This window comes from Streptomyces sp. PKU-EA00015, from assembly GCF_013387495.1.
GTDB lineage: Bacteria > Actinomycetota > Actinomycetes > Streptomycetales > Streptomycetaceae > Streptomyces.
In genome coordinates, this window is the sequence record NZ_JABZEE010000025.1 from 136,757 (window position 1) to 155,849 (window position 19,093).

18 protein-coding genes are annotated in these 19,093 nt (G+C 71.6%); 7 read left to right on the forward strand and 11 right to left on the reverse strand.

Going from position 1 to position 19,093, the window contains the following annotated elements:
* Positions 1 to 14: 14 nt before the first annotated feature.
* On the reverse strand, positions 15 to 557 hold the full coding sequence (locus HW130_RS17395; protein ID WP_177150506.1) for a GNAT family N-acetyltransferase: 543 nt from the start codon (positions 555 to 557) through the stop codon (positions 15 to 17).
* Between the two features lie 150 nt (positions 558 to 707).
* Here HW130_RS17395 and HW130_RS17400 point away from each other — a divergent pair, with 150 nt between their 5' ends.
* Complete coding sequence (locus HW130_RS17400; RefSeq protein ID WP_177150507.1) at positions 708 to 1,736, forward strand: RNA polymerase sigma factor RpoD/SigA; 1,029 nt, start codon at positions 708 to 710, stop codon at positions 1,734 to 1,736.
* A 210-nt stretch (positions 1,737 to 1,946) separates the two neighbouring features.
* Here the strand turns inward: HW130_RS17400 and HW130_RS17405 are convergent, their stop codons facing one another.
* A complete protein-coding gene (locus HW130_RS17405; protein ID WP_177150508.1) occupies positions 1,947 to 2,903 on the reverse strand; it encodes a YafY family protein in 957 nt (318 codons plus the stop codon).
* 62 nt (positions 2,904 to 2,965) lie between these two features.
* Here HW130_RS17405 and HW130_RS17410 point away from each other — a divergent pair, with 62 nt between their 5' ends.
* The 4 genes from HW130_RS17410 to HW130_RS17425 all read left to right on the forward strand — a co-directional run bounded on the left by HW130_RS17410 (position 2,966) and on the right by HW130_RS17425 (position 8,643).
* Positions 2,966 to 4,522, forward strand: coding sequence for an MFS transporter (locus HW130_RS17410; RefSeq protein WP_256356145.1), 1,557 nt, complete (start codon positions 2,966 to 2,968; stop codon positions 4,520 to 4,522).
* A 223-nt stretch (positions 4,523 to 4,745) separates the two neighbouring features.
* Positions 4,746 to 5,507 carry a DeoR/GlpR family DNA-binding transcription regulator gene (locus HW130_RS17415; protein WP_177150509.1) on the forward strand — a complete coding sequence of 254 codons (762 nt, stop codon included), beginning with the start codon at positions 4,746 to 4,748 and terminating at the stop codon, positions 5,505 to 5,507.
* Entirely contained in the window at positions 5,504 to 6,457 is a 954-nt protein-coding gene (gene pfkB, locus HW130_RS17420) for a 1-phosphofructokinase (RefSeq protein ID WP_177150510.1), read from the forward strand. Before HW130_RS17415 ends, pfkB begins: the two co-directional genes overlap by 4 nt.
* Entirely contained in the window at positions 6,454 to 8,643 is a 2,190-nt protein-coding gene (locus HW130_RS17425; protein ID WP_177150511.1) for a fructose-specific PTS transporter subunit EIIC, read from the forward strand. Before pfkB ends, HW130_RS17425 begins: the two co-directional genes overlap by 4 nt.
* A gap of 9 nt (positions 8,644 to 8,652) precedes the next feature.
* Here the strand turns inward: HW130_RS17425 and HW130_RS17430 are convergent, their stop codons facing one another.
* The 3 genes from HW130_RS17430 to HW130_RS17440 all read right to left on the reverse strand — a co-directional run bounded on the left by HW130_RS17430 (position 8,653) and on the right by HW130_RS17440 (position 11,899).
* Positions 8,653 to 9,438 (reverse strand): DUF6227 family protein, encoded by a 786-nt coding sequence (locus HW130_RS17430; protein ID WP_177150512.1) that lies wholly within the window; start codon positions 9,436 to 9,438, stop codon positions 8,653 to 8,655.
* Positions 9,439 to 9,592: 154 nt separating this feature from the next.
* Positions 9,593 to 10,663, reverse strand: coding sequence for a P1 family peptidase (locus HW130_RS17435; RefSeq protein WP_177150513.1), 1,071 nt, complete (start codon positions 10,661 to 10,663; stop codon positions 9,593 to 9,595).
* An 18-nt stretch (positions 10,664 to 10,681) separates the two neighbouring features.
* Complete coding sequence (locus tag HW130_RS17440) at positions 10,682 to 11,899, reverse strand: low temperature requirement protein A (protein ID WP_375256545.1); 1,218 nt, start codon at positions 11,897 to 11,899, stop codon at positions 10,682 to 10,684.
* A 553-nt stretch (positions 11,900 to 12,452) separates the two neighbouring features.
* Between HW130_RS17440 and HW130_RS36995 the strand changes: the two genes are divergently transcribed.
* Together HW130_RS36995 and HW130_RS17450 are read left to right on the forward strand one after the other, a co-directional pair.
* Complete coding sequence (locus HW130_RS36995; protein WP_256356146.1) at positions 12,453 to 12,596, forward strand: hypothetical protein; 144 nt, start codon at positions 12,453 to 12,455, stop codon at positions 12,594 to 12,596.
* A 33-nt stretch (positions 12,597 to 12,629) separates the two neighbouring features.
* The gene (locus HW130_RS17450) at positions 12,630 to 12,836 is read left to right on the forward strand and encodes a hypothetical protein (RefSeq protein WP_177150514.1); all 207 of its coding nucleotides are present in this window, start codon (positions 12,630 to 12,632) and stop codon (positions 12,834 to 12,836) included.
* A 50-nt stretch (positions 12,837 to 12,886) separates the two neighbouring features.
* On the opposite strand, the gene mscL is transcribed toward HW130_RS17450, so the two are convergent.
* The 6 genes from mscL to HW130_RS17480 form a co-directional block, all read right to left on the reverse strand.
* Complete coding sequence (mscL, locus tag HW130_RS17455) at positions 12,887 to 13,384, reverse strand: large conductance mechanosensitive channel protein MscL (RefSeq protein ID WP_177150515.1); 498 nt, start codon at positions 13,382 to 13,384, stop codon at positions 12,887 to 12,889.
* 138 nt (positions 13,385 to 13,522) lie between these two features.
* Positions 13,523 to 14,038: an RcpC/CpaB family pilus assembly protein gene (locus tag HW130_RS35955; RefSeq protein WP_309140463.1), complete on the reverse strand. Its 516-nt coding sequence runs from the start codon at positions 14,036 to 14,038 to the stop codon at positions 13,523 to 13,525.
* 506 nt (positions 14,039 to 14,544) lie between these two features.
* Positions 14,545 to 15,444, reverse strand: a complete 900-nt coding sequence (locus tag HW130_RS17465; protein WP_177150517.1) for an S-methyl-5'-thioadenosine phosphorylase — start codon at positions 15,442 to 15,444, stop codon at positions 14,545 to 14,547.
* Between the two features lie 81 nt (positions 15,445 to 15,525).
* Positions 15,526 to 15,885, reverse strand: a complete 360-nt coding sequence (locus HW130_RS17470; protein WP_177150518.1) for an FmdB family zinc ribbon protein — start codon at positions 15,883 to 15,885, stop codon at positions 15,526 to 15,528.
* A 68-nt stretch (positions 15,886 to 15,953) separates the two neighbouring features.
* Positions 15,954 to 17,225, reverse strand: coding sequence for an MFS transporter (locus HW130_RS17475; RefSeq protein ID WP_177150519.1), 1,272 nt, complete (start codon positions 17,223 to 17,225; stop codon positions 15,954 to 15,956).
* 287 nt (positions 17,226 to 17,512) lie between these two features.
* Positions 17,513 to 19,012 carry a potassium/proton antiporter gene (locus tag HW130_RS17480; protein ID WP_177150566.1) on the reverse strand — a complete coding sequence of 500 codons (1,500 nt, stop codon included), beginning with the start codon at positions 19,010 to 19,012 and terminating at the stop codon, positions 17,513 to 17,515.
* Between the last annotated feature and the right edge of the window lie 81 nt (positions 19,013 to 19,093).

Genomic DNA, 19,093 nt, shown 5'->3' on the forward strand with positions numbered 1-19,093 from the left:
GGGCCCCTCGCCCCTCAGTTCAGGGGCTTCTCGAACCAGGCCACGTCCCAGTACCGGCCGAACTTGCGGCCCACCTGCTCGTACGTCCCGACGTGCCGGAAGCCGAAGCGGGCGTGGAGCCTGTTGGAGGGCTCGTTCGTCCCCCTGCCTTCGGCGGAGGTGCCCCCAGTGATGCCCGCGTACGCCCGGTGCACGTCCTCGCCCTCGAGTGCTGCGAAGAGCTCCTTGTACAGGAGCGTGCCGATGCCTCGGCCGACGGCCTCGGGCGCGAGGTAGACGCTGACCTCGACCGAGGTCGAGTAGGCCTGCTTGGGGCGGAAGGGGCTGCTGGTGGTGTAGCCGAGGACGCCTCGGGCCGCGTCCTGCGCAACCAGGAGGCGGTGTGGGCCGTCCTCAGGGTGGGAGTGCAGCCACGGACGACGTTGTCCGGGGGTGAATTCGGTGGTGTCGAACGTGATGGCGGTCTCACGGACGTAGTGGTTGTAGATGTCGGTGAGCGTGGCCAGGTCGGCCTCTGCCCCCGCCCTGACCTGCACGTCCCTGCGCTCCGGCGGCATCCGTCCTCCCCCTTCGTGGCGGCACAGGGTACTGCATGATCGCGGAAATCGATGCACCTGATGGGAATTCTGTCCTGATTCCAGTCGTTGTTTCCTTCGGATGCAGGGCACCCGGGAGGGTGTCGTGACCTACTCAGCAAGGGAGCTCGCATGGCAACCCGTGCCGTCGCCCGTCGCCAGTCCGACGCTGGGGACACCGCTCAGGTCTCCGGCTCCGGGGGTGGGACCGACAGGGCGAGCAGCGTTCGCGCCGTGGGCGGGGAGATCGCCGACCGCGACCTGGTCGGCATGTACCTCGACGAGATCGCGCGCACGCCACTGCTCGACGCCGCCAAGGAGGTCGAGCTGTCCCAGACCATCGAGGCGGGTGTGTACGCCCGCCAGATCCTCGACGGAGAGGTGGAGAGCGAGGCCGGCGGAGCCACGCGTGAGGAGCTGGAGGCGCTTGCCGCGGCCGGCGAGCGGGCGAAGGACGTCTTCATCCGGTCCAACCTGCGCCTCGTCGTGGCCGTCGCCCGGCGCTACCCGCGCAGCGGACTGCCCCTGCTCGACCTGATCCAGGAGGGGAACGCGGGCCTGGTCCGCGCGGTCGAGAAGTTCGACTACGCGAAGGGCTTCAAGTTCTCCACGTACGCGACCTGGTGGATCCGCCAGGCGATCACCCGTTCCATAGCCGACCAGTCCCGCACCATCCGGCTCCCCGTCCACCTGGTGGAGGAGCTCGGCCGCATCCGCCGTGTCCAGCGCGAGTTCAACAGGGAGAACGGCAGGGAACCGGAGGCCGCCGAGGTCGCGGAGGAGCTGGGCTCGACGCCGGAGCGCGTCACCGACGTCCTGGACTGGGCCCGTGACCCGGTCAGCCTGAACATGTCCGTGGACGACGCCGGGGAGACCCAGTTCGGCGATCTGCTGGAGGACACGTCGGCGGTGTCGCCGGAGCAGTCGGTGCTCACGCTGCTGCGCAGCGAGGAGCTCGACGACCTCATCGGCAGGCTCGACCACCGCACCGCCTCGATCATCCGTATGCGGTACGGCATCGAGGACGGCCGGGAGCGCACACTGACGGAGGTCGGCAAGGAGCACGGCCTGACGCGTGAGCGGATCCGTCAGATCGAGAAGCACGCGCTGCTGGAGCTGAAGCGCATGGCCCGCGACACGGGCTTCGACGCGGCGGCGTAGTCACCGGCCGCCGGGTGCGGAAGAGGGCATGTGGCGGACGATCCTGGCATCCACCAGGACCGTCCGCCGCCGCGCGTCCGAGGCGGTGCACTGCGCCCCTGAGCACCCGCGTCGGGCCCCGCTCCGTAGGTGCCGGCCCCGCGACGGGCCGTCCCCTCCCCAGGTTCCGGACCTGCGTCGGGCCGTCCGCTCCGCCCCTGAGCGCCCGCGTCAGGCCGTGGACCTCGTCAGGCGGGTCGCCAGATCCGTCACGTAATCCCGCAGCGGCTGCGGTCCGTGCACCGTGAACTCACAGTCCACCAGCGCCAGTCGCAGCGCCAGCCACTCCACCGAGTCCACCGACCGGGTCCGCAGTCGGCACGTGTCCTCGCTCGTCGGGACAGGCGCGCCCAGGTGATCGGGCAGCCGGGCCGCGACGAACGACGCCGGGGCGCGGAAGCTCACGTCGACGTCGTGCTCCTGCTGCCGCGACATCGTGTGGCTCAGCAGCTCCGCCGCGTCCCCCACGGGAGCCTCCCGCGGAGCGAACCGCGACCCCGTGGCGAACGGCTCCGTCACCCGGTCCACGCGGAACGTGCGCCAGTCCTCGCGCTGGAGGTCGTACGCGACGAGGTACCACCGGCGCCCCGTCGACACGAGCCGGTAGGGCTCCACCTGCCGGCGCGTCTCGGCTCCGTCACCCGCGCGGTACGCGAAGCGCAGCCGCTCGCGCCCGGTGACGGTGCCCGCGATGACCGTCAGCGTCTGCGGATCGATCGTGGCGCCGTCGCCCCTGGTCAGGGGGAGCGTCGCCGCCTGGAGGGTGGTCACGCGGTGCCGCAGCCGGGACGGGAGCACCTGCTCCAGCTTGGCCAGCGCCCGCACCGAGGCCTCCTCGATGCCCTCGATGGCATGGCCCGCACCCGCCCGCAGGCCGACCGCGATGGCCACCGCCTCCTCGTCGTCCAGCAGGAGGGGCGGCATCGCGGCACCCGCGACCAGGCGGTACCCACCGACCGCGCCCTTGGTCGCCTCCACCGGATAACCGAGGTCCCGCAGCCGGTCGATGTCACGCCGGATCGTGCGCGGGCTGACGCCGAGGCGGTCCGCGAGCTCGCTGCCGGGCCATTCGCGCGGGGTCTGGAGAAGCGAGAGCAGGTTGAGGAGTCGTGCCGGAGTGTCCGTCATGCTGTCCAGGATGGCGCTCATCTAGGACGTGACCTGACCTATATGCACTCCAGAATCCTCGTATGAGTTCACAGCAGCCCGCCGTAACGGGTACGGCATCGGACCGCAGGCGATGGATCGCTCTCGCCATCGTCATGACCGCGGCCTTCATGGACCTGGTCGACGTCACCATCGTCAACATCGCGATCCCCAGCATCGAGCGGGATCTCGGCGCCTCGTTCGGCGCGATCCAGTGGATCACCGCGGGCTACGCGCTCGCCTTCGCCGCCGGTCTGATCACGGGCGGCCGACTCGGTGACATCTACGGCCGCAAGCGGCTGTTCCTGATCGGCATCACTGGATTCACGATCGCCTCCGCGCTCTGCGGGTTCGCCCCCAACGAGGAGATGCTGGTCGCCTCCCGCCTCCTGCAGGGCACCGCGGCGGCCATGATGGTGCCGCAGGTCCTCGCGATCGTGCACGTCACCTTCCCGGCGCACGAACGCGGCAAGGTGTTCGGCCTGTTCGGCGCGGTCGTGGGCCTCGGGGCGGTCTCCGGGCCGCTGCTCGGCGCGCTGCTGACCCAGTGGAACCTCTTCGGCCTCGAATGGCGCCCGATCTTCCTGATCAACCTTCCGGTCGGCATCGCCGGTCTGATCCTGGGACGGAAGTTCATCACCGAGTCCCGTGCTCCGAAGGCGCTCCGGCTCGACCTCGTGGGCGTCGCCCTGGCCACCCTCGGCCTGCTGATGCTGATCTACCCGCTCACCCGCGGCCGCGAGCTGGACTGGCCGCTGTGGGGCCACGTGTGCATGGCGGCCAGCCCGTTGGTGTTCGCCGTGTTCGTGGCGTACGAGAAGTACAAGACCCGCAAGGACGGTTCCCCGCTGGTCGAGCTGTCGCTGTTCAAGGTGAAGAGCTTCGCCGCGGGAATCGCCGTGCAGCTGACGTTCGGTGTGGTGCTGGGTATCTTCTTCCTGGTCTGGACGCTGTACATGCAGATCGGGCTCGGCTGGAGCCCGCTGAAGGCCGGTCTGACCGGCGTGCCGTTCTCGATCGCCGTCTCGGCGGCGGCAGGGATGTCGGTGCAGCTGCTGGTGCCGCGCTTCGGGCGGAAGGTGCTGCAGGCGGGCGCGGTGACGATGGCCGCCGGCCTGCTGATCTACATCTGGGAGGCCGGCCGGTACGGCACGGCGATCGCCCCCTGGCAGATGATCCTGCCCCTGGTCGTCATGGGTGTCGGGATGGGCCTGATCGTCGCGCCGCTCACGGACGCGGTGCTCTCGGAGGTGCCGCGCGAGCACGCGGGTTCGGCGTCGGGCCTGATCAACACGACCGCCCAGATGGGCAACGCGCTCGGCCTCGGCCTGGTGTCGGTGGTCTTCTTCGGCACGATCGACGAGGAGAGGCCGGGGCCGGGCGCGGCGGGCAGGGTGTTCGCCGAGGCCTTCCAGCACTCGCTGTGGTGGGTGGCGGCGGTGCTCGGCGCGATCTTCCTGGTGATGTTCGCGCTGCCGGCGCGGCCGAAGCAGCACCTGGAGGCGGGCGCGGAGGACGACGCCCCGGAGCCGGTCGGGAAGTCGGCCGAGCAGGTGGAGGGTACGCAGGAAGGCGAGCCGGAGCCGGTGCTCGCGCGCTGAGACCGCCCGGCGCTCCCAGAACGAAGCCGGCGCTCCCGAAACGAGCCGGTGCTCCGAGAACGAAGCCGGAGTTCCGATGCCCGCGCCACGACATGGTGGCGCGGGCATCGGCCTGTCCGGATGCCGTCCAGTTCTAATGCCCGAGTCTGTTTACTTTGGTGAAATCCGGGCGTAGCCTCGTGGTGAAACCACAGGTTCGGGCATGGATCGGATGTAGAACCACATGTACGCAGCGGAGCGCCAACAGGAGATCCTGCGGCTCGCCCGGGACGGCGGACGCGTCGACGTCCTGTCGCTCGCCGAGTCGTTCCAGGTGACCGCCGAGACCATCCGGCGCGACCTCAAGTCCCTGGACCGCGCCGGGCTGGTGCGGAGGGTGCACGGAGGTGCCATCCCGGCCGGGCGGCTGGACTTCGAGCCCGACCTCGCCGAGCGCGAGTCCACCGCCGCCGACGAGAAGGACCGCATCGCCCAGGCCGCCCTGGGAGAACTGCCCGAGGAGGGCAGCGTGATCCTCGACGCCGGATCCACCGTCGGCCGCCTCGCCGCGGCGTTCCCGCTGGACCGCTCGCTCACGGTCGTGACCCACGCCCTGCCCGTGGCCGCGCGTCTCGCCGACCACCCCGGCATCGACCTCCACCTGGTCGGCGGCCGCGTACGTCACCGTACGCGCGCCGCCGTCGACGCCTGGGCTCTGCGGGCGTACAGCGAGATCCACGCCGACGTCGTCTTCATCGGCGCGAACGGGTACTCGGCGGACGGCGGGCTGACCACCCCCGACCTGGCCGAGGCCGCCGTCAAGCGCGCCCAGATCGCCGCGGCGCGCCGCGTCGTCCTGCTCGCCGACTCGGCCAAGCACGGACAGGAGCACTTCGCGCGGTTCGGCGACCTCTCGGACGTCGACCTGCTCATCACGGACAGCGGGCTCGCCCCGAAGGACGCCGCGGCCATCGAGGCCGCGGGCACGGAAGTCGTACGCGCATGATTCTGACCGTCACCCCGAACCCGTCGCTGGACCGCACCTACGAGGTTCCGTCGCTGGACCGCGGCGAGGTGCTGCGCGCCACCGGCGAACGGATGGACCCGGGCGGCAAGGGCGTCAACGTGTCGCGGGCCGTCGCCGCCGCCGGGGACCGCACGGTCGCGGTCATGCCGCTCGGCGGCGCGCCAGGCGCGCTCGTCGCCGACCTGCTCGTGGGCCAGGGCATCGAGGTCGTGTCCGTGCCGGTGGCCGGGCACACCCGCTCGAACATCTCCGTCGCCGAACCGGACGGCACCCTCACCAAGATCAACGCCCCCGGTCCCGAGCTGAGCCCCGTCGAGTCGGCGCTGCTGCTCGCCGCGGTCCGGGAGCACTCCGAGGCCGCGGACTGGATCGCCTGCTGCGGCAGCCTGCCGCGCGGCCTCGGCCCCGATTGGTACGCCGAACTGGTCGTCCGTGCGCACGCCGCGGGCACGCGCGTCGCCCTCGACACGTCGGGGCCGTCGCTGCTGGCGGCGCTGCCCGTGCGACCCGACGTCGTCAAGCCGAACGCCGACGAACTCGCCGCGGCCGTGGGCCGCCCGCTGCTGACCGTCGGCGAAGCGGTCAAGGCGGCGGAGGAGCTGCTCGGGCTCGGCGCGCGGTCGGTACTCGCCAGCCTGGGCGCCGACGGCCAGTTGCTCGTCTCCGATGCGGGCACGTACTTCGGCTCGGCGGCCGTGAGCGCCGTGCGCAGCAACGTCGGCGCGGGGGACGCCTCCCTCGCCGGATTCCTCGCCGCGGGCGGGGAGGGCCGCGGCGCACTGGCGGCGGCGGTCGCCCACGGCGCGGCGGCGGTACAGCTGCCGGGCAGCGTGATGCCAGCCCCCGCCGACCTCGACCCGTCCGCGGTCACCGTGACCGCGGACATCCCCCTGGACCGAGTCCTCACCGAACAAGGGAGCCCGCGATGAGCGACATGATCACCGCGGACCTGGTCGACCTCGACCTGGCCGCGGCGACGAAGGAAGCGGCGGCCCGTTCGCTGGCCGAACGGATGAGGGAGCTCGGCCGGATCACCGACCTGGACGGCTTCCTCGCCGACGTGGCCGCGCGCGAGGCGCAGATGCCGACCGGCCTGGACGGCGGCATCGGCATCCCGCACTGCCGCAGCGAGCACGTCACCGAGCCGACGCTGGCGTTCGGCCGCAGCGCGGCGGGCATCGACTTCGGTGCGCCGGACGGGCCGGCGGACCTGATCTTCCTGATAGCGGCACCGGCGGGCGCGGACGACGCCCACCTGACGATCCTGTCGTCGCTGGCCCGCCGCCTGATGGACGAGTCCTTCACCGGCGCGCTGCGCACGTCGACGGACCGGTCGGCAACGGCGTCCCTGATCCGCGGCGACGCACCGCCGCCGGCCAAGGCGCCGGTCGCGGGAGAGGCGGGCGCCGCACCGTCGTCGGACGATGGCGCGGCCGCGGCTTCGGTCGCGGGGTCGTCCGACTCGGGCGCGGACGCGTCCGATGCCGGTACGAGCGGCGCCGGAGCGCCGGCGAGCACGGCGACCACGGCCCCGCAGAGCGGCGGCGACGCCGCCGGACCGGACGCGGGCACCGGGCGGACGGACGCCGCAGGCGCCACCGCCGCGGACGACGGTGCGGCCACCGGCTCCGCGCCGCGCGGCCCGTTCCGTGTCGTTGCCGTCACCTCCTGCCCCACCGGCATCGCCCACACCTACATGGCGGCCGAGGCCCTGGAGAAGGCCGGCGGTGCCGCCGGTGTCGAGGTCGTCGTCGAGACGCAGGGCTCCGCCGGGTTCGCCCGGCTCGACCCCACCGTCATCGCCGCCGCCGACGGTGTGATCTTCGCGCACGACGTGCCCGTACGGGACAAGGAGCGCTTCGCCGGCAAGCCCACTGTGGACGTCGGCGTCAAGGCCGGCATCAGCCGGGCCGCCGAGCTGATCGCCGAGGTGCGCGGCAAGGCCGAGCGCGGCGAGGTCACCGCGGCGGCGCGGACGGCGGCCCCCGTGGACAGGGCGGGCGAACCCGGCGAGGGCTACGGCACGAAGCTCCGCAAGTGGCTCATGTCCGGCGTCAGTTACATGGTGCCGTTCGTCGCGGCGGGCGGTCTGCTCATCGCCCTCGGCTTCGCGATCGGCGGATACGAGATCTCCGACGCCAAGTCCGTGGCCGAGCACTTCGTGTGGGCCGACCACACGAGCTGGGCCGCGCTGCTGTTCCAGGTCGGCGGGCTGGCGTTCAGCTTCCTCGTGCCCGTGCTCGCCGGGTACATCGCGTACGGCATGGCCGACCGCCCCGGTCTCGTCCCCGGTTTCGTCGGCGGTGCCATCTCGCTGACCATCAACGCCGGCTTCCTCGGCGGCCTGATCGCCGGTCTGCTCGCGGGCTTCACGGTCATGACCATCCAACGCCTCAAGGTGCCCAAGCCACTGCGCGGCATCATGCCGGTGGTCGTGATCCCGCTGATCTCCTCGATCGTGGTCGGTTTCCTGATGTTCCTCGTCGTCGGCAAGCCCGTCGCCGAGCTGCAGCAGGCGCTGACCGACTGGCTGTCCGGCCTGTCCGGGGCCAATGCCGTCATCCTGGGCGTCCTGCTCGGCCTGATGATGTGCTTCGACCTCGGCGGCCCGCTCAACAAGGTCGCCTACGCCTTCGCGGTCGGCGGACTCGCCAACCCGACCGAGGGCTCGCTCAAGGTCATGGCCGCGGTGATGGCAGCGGGCATGGTGCCGCCGCTCGCCATGGCGCTGGCCACGGTCGTGCGCGGCCGGCTGTTCACGAAGACCGAGCGGGAGAACGGCAAGGCAGCCTGGGTGCTGGGCGCCTCGTTCATCACCGAGGGCGCCATTCCGTTCGCTGCGGCCGACCCGCTGCGGGTCATCCCTTCCGCAATGGTGGGCGGCGCGGTCACCGGCGCACTGTCGATGCTCTTCGAGTGCACGCTGCGCGCCCCGCACGGCGGCATCTTCGTCGTGCCGCTGATCGGGAACCCGTTCCTCTACCTGCTCGCCATCGTCGCGGGAACGCTCGTCAGCACGGGCCTGGTGCTCCTGCTCAAGGGCGCACGCAAGCCGGATCAGGCCGCCGCGTCCGCCGAGGCGGCGTCGGCGGAGAAGGTGTCCGTCGCCGCCTGAGCCGGGCCGCTACCGCACCCGCGCGCGAAGCTCCATCGCTTCGCGCGCGGCGTGCTCCGCCTCGTAGACCTCGCACATGTGGCGGCCGTCGGGCGTCGCCGTGTGCTCGACCTCCCACAGACTCGTCTCCGTGCCGTCCAGCAGCAGGAAGGCGTGTTCGTACAGCGTGAAACCGGCGTCCTTGCCCGCCACCCGGAACTGCCGTCCGAAGACCTGAGTGATGTGGTGTGCGAACGCCGCCCGCAACCGGCGCGCGGTCTCCTCGCCGGGCCGGTTCTCGTTCTCCGCGCGGCGCAGCACCCGGCGGGCGTGGTCGGCCGAGTCGTCGGGGACGTACATCGGCGGGGGCGGCGGCGGGGGCGGCGTCATCAGCGAGGCGAGGAGCTCCAGGTCGGCGTCCAGGCAGAATCCGGGACCGGGGGCGTCCGCGGCGAACCCGGGGAAGCCGGCCGGGAGGCGGGACGCGGCGAGCCGGGCCTCGGACTCGTCCGCGTAGAGCTCGTGCTGCTCCCTGTCACGGGCGCCGTCGCGCCCGGTGCCGCCGTCATTGCTGTTGCTGTGGACGAGCTCCCACAGGGTGAGGGAACTGCCGTCGCCGAGCAGGTACGTGTGGCGATAGGTCGCCCGGTGCAGCCCCGCCTCGTGGTGGGAGGAGTGCAGCGAACTGGCATGGGTCAGCGCCGATCCGAGCCGCTCGACCGTCGCGTCGGGCAGTTCGAAGGAGTTGAGCGCCCGACCCAGGAGTCGCTCGAGGTGCGTCTCGGTTGTCTCGTACGGATCGATCGGATCGTTCAAGAGGGTGTCTCCAGGCCGTCGCCACACGTCACTTGCTGATTGCTAAACGTAGCGCTTGGGTCTGACAACGCGTTCAGGGTTCCGGTAAAACGAAGGGCCGAGCGGCCGGAGTTCCCGTTTCGTACGGACGTTCCCAACTGGCCGCGCGGTGACGTCATTCGGTGCCGTACAGCTCCCGGTACGAGGGGAAGACACCGCCGGGTCCGTCGACGCCGTCGGCCGCCCGCACGGCCCTCACGATCGCCCGGGTCACCATGTCCGCTCCCGCTGCGAGGACGTCGTTGAGGGCGAGCGGGTCGGCCTTGTCCAGCGGCTTCGCGCCCGTGGCCAGGGCGAACACGGTGTCGCCGTCGTTGAGCAGGTGCACCGGCCGTACGGCGCGCGCGATGCCGTCGTGCGAGGTGCCGGCGAGCTTGTGGGCCTGGGCGCGGGTCAGGTCGGCGTCGGTGGCGACGACGGCGAGGGTGGTGTTCAGCGGCGGCGGCCCGTTCTTCTCGCGTACCTCGGCCAGCCGCGACTGGGCCGCCGCGTGCACGGCGGGCTCCGGTTCGTCGGTGCGTTCGGTGCCGTACGCGCCGTACAGTGCGCCCGTGCGCGGGTCGACCGCCGAGCCGACCGCGTTCGCGACGACGAGCGCCGCCACGGTGATCCCCGACTCCAGGACACAACTCGCGGTCCCTACACCGCCTTTGAACCGGCCGATCACCGCACCCGTGCCCGCACCCACCGCTCCCTCGGCGACCGGGGCGCCTTCCGCGCTCGCCGCCGCGGCCTCCACGGCGGCCCGTCCGGTCGAGGCGTCCGGCCGGGCGTGCCAGTCGCCGCCGCGGCCGAGGTCGAAGACGCACGCGGCCGGCACGACGGGAACGACCTGCGAGGGGTCCGGCCCCACCCGTACGCCCCGGCCCTGCTCCTCCAGCCACGCCATCACTCCGGCGGCGGACTCGAGCCCGAAGGCGCTGCCGCCCGTCAGCACGACGGCCTCGATGCGCTGGACGAGGTTGCGCGGGTCCAGGGCGTCCGTCTCCCGGGTGCCGGGCCCGCCGCCGCGTACGTCCACGGCGGCGACCACGCCACCTGCCGGCGCGAGCACGACGGTGGTGCCGCTGAGCGCGCGCTCGCCCGGTACCTGCGCATGCCCGACCCGCAGACCGGCCACATCCGTCAATCCGCCGCTGCCCGAGCCGGGGCCGGCCCCCGGTTCCGTGAGTTCGTCGACGCCCATGGCTCCCACCGTAGTTGGTCAACCGGCTGTCAAGGGGTGCGATGAGCGGGCAGCCAGCGTCACGCCGACCGCCACCGTCGCCGCCGCGGCCAGTCCGGCGGCGAACACCGCCCAGTGGCCCGCGAACGTGCACGCCAGGATCGCCAGCGCGCCGACCGGCAGCAGCAGCTGCTGTGCCATGCCGCGCTTGAAGTAGCGGACGTGCAGCAGCCACACCGTCACCAAGAACGTCGCGGCGGGGATGGTCACCGCCGCTGACGCGGCGGTGACCGACACGTGCGCCTTGCCGACCGCCTCCTCCACCGCGACCTCCAGCCCCGCGCCGACCGCGGCTGCCGAGGCGAAGATCATCAGATGGCCGTAACCCCAGGGGATCGCCTGGCGGTTGGACCCCAGCCGCTCGTGCGCCGGGACGGCGAAGTAGATCCACCACGCGGAGAAGACGATCAGCAGCCCGCCCGCGGCGATGGGCAGCAGCTCGCCGAGGGCGTCGTTCTCGTCGAGCGCGGACTGGACGGCCGTGGTGGCCGCGTGCATGGTCTCGCCGAGCACGATGAGCGTGAACAGCCCGTACCTCTCCACGATGTGATGCGGGTGCCAGGCCGTCTGGTGATTCCGCTCGGCGACCACGGGGACGAGCAGCTCGCCCACCACGACGATCAGGAACAGCCAGCGCCGCGAGCCCTCCGGAGCCGACAGCAGCGCGACCCACGCGGCCTGGCAGAGCACGAGGCCCACCGCGTACTGCACAGCGGTGCGCCGGGCGGGGCCGGACGGCTCGGAGGCGGCGGCGCGCAGCCACTGGGCGGTCAGCGCCACGCGCATCACCAGATAGCCGACGACGGCGACGGTCCAGTCGTTGTCGACGAAAGCGCGCGGCACGCCCGCCGCGTAGACAAGGACACCGGAGATCTGCACGAGGGTGGCGATCCGGTACGGCACGTCGTCGCAGTCGTAGGCGGAGGCGAACCAGGTGAAGTTCATCCACGCCCACCAGACGCCGAAGAACACGTACAGGTAACCGACGACTCCCGTCGCCGCGTGGTTCTCGGCGACGGCGTGCACCAGTTGGAGCCCGGCCTGGGCGACGGCGACGACGAAGCACAGGTCGAAGAAGAGCTCCAGCGGGGTCGTGGTGCGGTGGCCCTCCTCCCGGCTGCGGGCCGTCATCCGCCGTAGTGGCCTGGTGTGATGGAGGTGAGCGGACCCGTTGTCCGGAGCAGGTGTGGACATCATGGGCAAAGCACAGCAGAACGGTCCGCTCGCCGATGGTCGGACGCGCACGCCCGCCGATCCGGTCACTCCGTCATCTGTTGAGGCCCCCACTCACCCCCCTGTCCACCAAAACGGGCTCATCTGAGCAAACCGCCCTAGCGTGGCTTCGTGACCGAGCCGCCAGAAGCCCCCGCTGTACCGGCGAAGCCGTCGGTGCCCCCGTCCGAGCCGCCGCCCGTGCCGCCGGTGCCTCCCGCACCGCCCTGGCGCGGCGACGGCACCGGGCAGCCGCGCTTCGGCGCCGGCAGTTCGCCGGGACGTCGCCCGAGCGCGCTGCGCTGCTCGACTGCCCCGGGGCGACGACCGCGGGCACGGGGGAGAAGGCCTGAGCGAGGCGAATTCGGGGGCAGGCTCGCCTGACCCGAACTATGCGGAAGGCCCTCCGCACGCGAACGATCCGCCCGGCGCGGCTGACGGCTCTTCCGGAACCGGTCCCGCCGGCCGGGCCGACGCCTCCGGCCAGGCCTGGCCGCCCGGCCGGTCCGCGCGGCTCGCGCCGACGAGCACCGTCGTCGTGGGGCAGCTGTGGGGCCTGAGCGTGGTAGTCGACGAGTGGATGAAGGGGGAGACGGGCACCGCCTGGTGGGGTGCGGGCTTCCTGGGCCTGTCGTTCCTCGTGGGCCTCGCGCTGTGGTCGCCGGCTGCCAGAGACCGTTGACCGCAGGGGCCCCGGCCGCCTTACCCTGGGGGTATGAGCACCGCCCCCGCCCCCGGACCGCGAGATGCGAAGCAGCCCGGCCGGCAGCACTCCAAGCCGGAGCTGATCTTCGACGATCCGATGGACCAGCAATCCTCGGACGATACGGACCGCGGGTGGGGTGAGCGGCCTCAGGTCAGCGGTGACAGCGCCGCCGATCTCGCGCGCTTCCTCGACGAGAAGCCGCCCCACCACATCTGAGCCCTCGGGGCTCGCGGTTCCTGCCGTGTGGCTCGCGGTTCCCGCGGTGTCTAGCCGCGTTCGCCGGGTGCCGCAGACCCCGCCGAGCCCCCGGTGTCCCCACCGCGCTGGGCGACAAGAGCGTCGCGGATCTCCTTCAGGACCTCCAGCTCCGTCACCTCCAGCGTCTCGTGCACGCTTTCCTTCGCCTTGCGCAGTGCCTCGCGGCGTGCCAGGTACTTCGCCATGGGCAGCACCATCAGGAAGTACACGACGGCCGCGGTGATCAGGAACTGCAGGGTGGCGCCGAGCACCGATCCCCACATGATCTGGATGCCCTGCATCTCGCCGTCGACGACCTCGCAGGGGGCCTTCAGGCAGGAGCTGTAGGAGTCCAGGTTCTTCGTGCCGAACGCTCCGACGAGCGGGTTGATCACGCCCTTCACCACAGCGTTGACGATGTTGGTGAACGCGGCACCGATGACGACGGCGACCGCGAGGTCGATCACATTGCCACGCATCAGGAAGGCCTTGAAGCCTTCGAGCAGGCTCGGCTTCTTCTCGCTCACGAATGAGCCTCTTTTCACATGTGCGGTAGGGCAGGGGGACAGTTGCGCAACCTACGTCAGCCCCCGGCCGCCCTGTCCAATCCGCACTCGCCGACAGGCAACCTGGCGTTGCGTCAGTACGAGTCGGTGTGCCGAACGTCAGCACACTGTCACCGCCAGTCGGGACGTCGCCCCGGCTCCGGCCAGCGTGGCGGCGGTGGTTCGCGGAACGGACAGTACGATCAACGCGCCGCCGCCGGCCGGGTCCTCGCCCGCTCGCGGGATTGCGGCGACCCGGACTCCGGAGGCCACGACCTTCGCCGGCGAATCCCCACCCGGCGGCGAATCGGCGGCTGCGATCACATCGACCCGGTCTCCCGGCCGCAGCAGCCGGACCGTCGCCGCGTCGGCGATCCGCACGGGAGCCGACACCAGAACGTCACCAGGGCGGCTCTCACGCGCCGGAGCAGCGGCCGCCAAGGCCCCCGTGCCCGGGGTCGCCTGGCCATGCGGCCCCGACCCGCCGCCCGGATCGTCCGGGCCACGCGCGCCCGAAGCGGCCAGCGCCGCGGCCGTCACCGCCAGCCCGGCGGCCATCGCACGCCGCTGCCTGCGCAGCGCCCGCCGCAGCCGACGGCTGCCACCGCGCACCCGCAGCGGCGCGAACTGCGGCACACCGAGGGGCTCCGGAGCCGGCGACGACGCCATGGAGAATCCCGCCGGGACGGTGAACGGAGCGGCCGTCGGGAGAGGGAACGGAGCGGTCGGCGGGAGGGTGAACGGAGCGGTCTGCGGGAGCGTGAACGGAGCGGTCTGCGGAGCGGTCACCGGACCCGACGGGTCGGCCGGCGAGTCCGGTGAAGGCGGCGTGGACGACGCCCGCGCCGAGACGGCGGAAGTGGCCGACGGTGTCGCGGGGCCGGCGAGGGAGTCGGGACCGGAAGTGTTGTCTGCGTCGGTGAGTGAGCCTGGAGCGGAGGAGGAGCCGGGGCCGGAGGACGAAGAGGAGCCGGGACCGGAAGAGGAGTACAGCGACATGCCGAACACCGCCTGTCATGGGGCGTGGACCGGGCCTGCTGCCCGTGTCCGACCGCTCCTCACGATCCGCTTTCCGGCCCCACCCTGCCGAAGCCTGTGGACAGCCCCCGGCTTGTGGACAACTCGGCAACCCCTGAGGGTGATTACGGCAGTTCGATGCCCGGATCGACCCCCGCCAGCGCGTTCCCGCACGTGCAGATGCGGTCCTCGTTCGCCGGCAGCGCGGCCACCGCGTCGAACAGCACGGTCCGCAGCCGGTCCACATTGGCGGCGAACACCTTCAGGACCTCTTCGTGGGAGACGCCCTCGCCCGCCTCCGCCCCCGCGTCCAGGTCCGTGACGAGGGTCATCGACGTGTAGCAGAGCTCCAGCTCACGGGCCAGCACCGCCTCCGGGTGCCCGGTCATGCCGACCACCGACCAGCCCATCGCGGCGTGCCAGCGCGATTCGGCACGGGTCGAGAAGCGCGGCCCCTCGACGACCACCAGCGTGCCGCCGTCCACCGGCTCCCAGTCGCGTGCGCGCGCCGCCTCCAGGGCCGCCTTGCGCCCCCGCGGGCAGTACGGGTCGGCGGGCGAGACGTGCACGACGTTCGGCACCTCACCGGACGGCAGGGGCAGCCCGTCGAAGTAGGTCTGGGCCCGGGACTTCGTACGGTCCACGAACTGGTCGGGCACGAGCAGTGTGCCCGGGCCGTACTCCGGCCGCAGGCCGCCCACGGCGCACGGTCCGAGCACCTGGCGTACACCCACCGACCGCAGCGCCCAGAGGTTGGCCCGGTAGTTGATGCGGTGCGGCGGCAGGTGGTGGCCGCGTCCGTGGCGGGGCAGGAAGGCCACCTTGCGGCCGGCGATCTCGCCGAGGAACAGCGAGTCGCTGGGAGCGCCGTAGGGGGTGTCGACCTGGATCTCGGTGACGTCGTCCAGGAAGGAGTAGAAGCCGGAGCCGCCGATCACGCCGATCTCGGCGCGGGCGGAGCCGGAGCCGTCAGGAGAACCGGAACCGCTGTCGGAGCCTGCGTTCGGGTGCGCGTTGGTCGCCATGGCGATCACAGTAGCCGGACGCGAAAACGCCAAGAACCCCGCCGTGGCCACTGCCACGGCGGGGTCGGCGCATCGTGAGGATCAGGCGGCGGAGCCGGAGGCGCTCGAGGCGCTCGTCGAGGAGGACGAAGCGGAGCTCGACGACGAGGTCGTGGTCGAGGACGACTTCGACTCGGACGACTTCGACTCGGACGACTTCGACTCGGACGACTTCGACTCGGACGACTTCGAGCTCGACGAGGCAGGCGAGCTGCTCGACGACGAGCCACGGCTGTCGTTGCGGTAGAAGCCGGAGCCCTTGAAGACGATGCCGACCGCCGAGAACACCTTCTTGAGGCGTCCGTCGCAGCTCGGGCATACGGTCAGGGCGTCGTCGGTGAACTTCTGCACCGCCTCGAGGCCCTCGCCGCATTCGGTGCACTGGTACTGGTAGGTCGGCACTTGTCTTCCTCCTGGCACTCTCACTCGATGAGTGCTAACGACGATCCATAGTGACGTATTCCGCTGGATCAGTCCACCGTCACCGGCACTCGGTGACCGATCCCACGTGCGGCCACCCGCCCGCCGGCCGTCGGCGCGAGGCGTGACCGCAGTGTCAGCAGGGTGGCCAGCGCCAGCCCCGTGCCCACGAGCGGGACGACGAATCCGGCGCTCGCGCCGTAGCCGTCGGCAAGCCGTCCGGCCGCTGTCACGGCCGCCGCCTGCCCGAGCGCCACCGCGCCCGTCAGCCAGGTGAAGGCCTCGGTGCGGGCGGACGCGGGCACCAGCGACTCGACCAGTGTGTAGCCGCTGATCAGGGCTGGTGCGATGAACAGGCCGACGACCAGGCCGAGCGTGCCCAGCAGAGCCACGGAGTTCACCGTCCACAGGAGGGACGCGGCGACCGTGAGCGCCGCGTAGCCGACGACGAGCCGGCGGCGCGGTCCGCTCTTCCAGGCGACGGCTCCCACGGTGATGCCGGCCAGCATGTTGCCCGCGGCGAAGAGACCGTAGAGCAGACCGTTCATGCCCGGCTGCCCGATCTCCTCGGTGAAGGCGGTCAGCGAGACCTGCATGCCGCCGAAGACCGCGCCGATGCCCAGGAACGCGACGGCGAGCACCCGCACGCCGGGTACGGAGAGCGCGGACGTACGTTCCGCGCGCAGCTCGGCGCTCTGGTGGCCGTGAGCAGGCTGAGTGCGGCGCTGGGCCGCGAACAGCAGGCCGCCCGCCAGCGTGAGCGCCGCTTCGGCGATCAGGCCGGCGGCGGGGTGCACGCCCGTGCACAGGGCGGTGGCGAGGACCGGGCCGACCACGAAGGTGAACTCGTCCGTCACCGACTCGAAGGCGGCGGCGGTCTGCATCAGGGGCGAGCCCTGGAGCCGGGCGGCCCAGCGGGCCCGCACCATCGGTCCGATCTGCGGCACCGACGCACCGGTGGGCACCGCGGCGGCGAACAGGGCCCACAGCGGAGCGCCCGCGAGGGCCAGTGCGGTCAGCGAGGCGACGGAGACGGTGTGCACCAGGACCCCAGGCAGCAGGACCGCGCGCTGGCCGAAGCGGTCGGCGAGCCTTCCGCTCTGCGGGGCGAACAGCGCCATGGAGACGCCGGTGACGGCGGCGACCGCACCGGCGCTGCCGTAGGAACCGGTGGTGTGCTGGACGAGCAGGACGATGCCGATCGTGAGCATCGCGAAGGGCTGCCGGGCAGCGAAACCGGGGAGCAGGAACGTCCAGACTCCGGGGGTGCGGAGCAGCTGTCCGTAACCAGGACGCCTGCCAGAAGCGACCGTGGACGCCACGGCCCCTTGCCTTTCTGCCGCCTGGTAGCGCTCCCCTGGGTGTCGGGAGCCGCCGAGAGCTGTCCTCTTGCGCGGAACTGCGGTAGATACCGGGGTCCGCTCGGGGGACGCCGCGGCCGCCATACGGTCGCGCCAGCTCTGCGTCAGGCAGAGTTGGTCGATCAGTGTGCCTTCATGGTACAGGGATTCCTGCCACGTCCACCTGGGAAATGACAGAGATCACCCCGTCTATTCCTGGGTTTGAACAGCTCCTGGCCACAGAAGGCTGCGCAGTCCACGGTCCACCGTCACCTGGAGCCGCCTCCGGTGCCCAGCCAGTCGGCCAGCTTTCCGCCCTGGCTGACGGCCCTGAGCCGCCGCTCCGCGGCGTCCCTGACCGGATCGGTGGCCACGACCAACAGCTCGTCGCCGTGCCGCAGCACGGTCGACGGGAGCGGCACGAAGGTCTTGCCCTCGCGCACCACGAGAGTGACCGCCGAACCGGAGGGCAGCCGCAGCTCGGCGACCTCCACGCCGTGGATCTTGGAGCTGTCCGGGATGGCCACCGACAGCAGATGGCCGCGCAGCCGCTCCAGCGGGGCCGACTCGACGCCGAGGTCGGCGGCCTCGGAGGGATCACCGAGCCGCAGTGCCCTGGCCAGCCACGGCAGCGTCGGGCCCTGGACCAGTGTGTAGACGACGACCAGCACGAAGACGATGTTGAAGATCCGGTCGTTGCCCTCGACGCCGGAGACCATGGGGATCGTCGCGAAAATGATGGGCACGGCGCCGCGGAGGCCGGCCCAGGACATCAGTACCTGCTCCTGCCACGGGATGCGGAACGGCATGAGGCTGACGAGGACTCCCACCGGGCGGGCGAGCACCGTCAGTATCAGGCCGACCACCACCGCGGGCCAGAAGTCCCGCAGCAGCTCGTGCGGCGTCACGAGCAGTCCGAGCAGAACGAACATGCCGATCTGTGCGATCCAGCCGAGGCCCTCGGCGAAACCGCGGTTCGCGGGCGCGTGGGGAAGCTTGGAGTTGCCGAGGATCATGGAGGCGAGATAGACGGCGAGGAAGCCGCTGCCGTGCGCCATGGCGCCGGCCGCGTAGGCGACCACGGCGATGGCCATGACGGCGATGGGGTACAGGCCGGACGCGGGCAGTGCGACGTGGCGCAGCCCGAACGCGCCGAGCCAGCCGACGGCCAGTCCGACGAGCGCGCCGATCGCCAGTTCCAGCGCGATCTTCCCGACGAGGGTGTACCAGTGGTCGATCGGGCCGGCCGAGGAGAAGGCCACGACCAGAATGACGACCGGGGCGTCGTTGAAGCCGGACTCGGCTTCCAGGGCGCCTGTCACCCGGGCCGGAAGCGGCACCTTGCGCAGGACGGAGAAGACCGCCGCCGCGTCCGTGGAGGACACGACCGCTCCGATGATCAGCGCCTGTCGCCATTCCAGGCCGACGAGGTAGTGAGCGGCCGCGGCCGTGATGCCCACGCTCACCGCGACACCGACCGTCGACAGCGCAGCGGCCGCGGGCAGTGCGGGTTTGATCTCCTTCCACTTGGTGCCGAGGCCACCTTCGGCCAGGATCACCACAAGTGCGGCATAACCGATCACCTGCGTCAGTTCGGCGTCGTCGAAGTGGACGTCGAGCAGGCCGTCCTGGCCCATCGCGATCCCGATCCCGAGATACAGCAACAGGCTGGGCAGCCCGCTGCGGGACGAGATGCGCACCGCAGCGACGGCGATGAGCAGGACGAGCGAGCAGATGAGCAGGAGTTCGTTGAGCTGGTGGACAGTCAGTGGCCGATCCTTCCCCTCGCGCCCTCATACCGGAGATCTTCGTACCGGTGGCGACACTTCGTTACCTTACCTAATCTTTAA